Here is a 710-nt window from a genome sequence, read left to right on the forward strand (position 1 = left end):
TTAATCGGGGCATTGCAGGCTCGTATTGGTGTTGTGTGAGAACTCCAACAATACGGGCCTGTTCTCATAGGGATCAATGGGTTACGTGGAAACGGGAACAGACCCTAGTGAAGCCCATCATCTCGAGGCCCATCAGCGCCACATGGTCGACAAACAGCAGATTGCGTGCGATGAACTCGCATAGTTCAGGCAGGCGCTGCACCGATAGCTTGTGAATGACGACTCGGATCTCAACCTTCTGGTCCAAGCGCTTCAGATTGAGAATGCCCTGAATGGTTTCATCGAATGCGCCTTGGGCCTGGACGATGTAGTCATGCAGCGTCGGATCGTCTGAATAGACAGGGATTCCGATCATCGCGTCGGGCAATTCAATCTGCGCATACTTTGCAGCGAACGCTGGGTCTTTGAAGCTGCGCCCGTTCGAGAGAATGTGGATTGCGGTTCTCGGCAAATAACTTTTTGTTAGGCCAATGATCTTAAGGAAGCGCTCTCGATTGGTCGTCGGCTCCCCCCAGTAAACCCCAGCTCGCGGGTATCTTTTGGAATAAGCGGTATCAGACTCTCGATTTCGTCAAGTATCCACGAGTCATCAGCTGCCTTGGGTGGCTGTGAACACATAAGACAGGGCGGTTTCAGAGGCTGAGTGCAACACCCGGCTATTGAGTTAGGGATGGACTCTCATGATGCTTGGACATCATTTCCGTCATCAT

General features: G+C 52.0%; 1 pseudogene. It reads right to left on the minus strand.

The features are described from left to right. Positions 1 to 103: 103 nt before the first annotated feature. Positions 104 to 624 (minus strand): annotated as a pseudogene (locus DW49_RS01000000128150) (radical SAM protein); the annotation flags it as partial. Positions 625 to 710: the final 86 nt, after the last annotated feature.

This window comes from Pseudomonas avellanae BPIC 631 (assembly GCF_000444135.1).
In the GTDB taxonomy this organism is placed as follows: Bacteria; Pseudomonadota; Gammaproteobacteria; order Pseudomonadales; family Pseudomonadaceae; genus Aquipseudomonas; species Aquipseudomonas avellanae.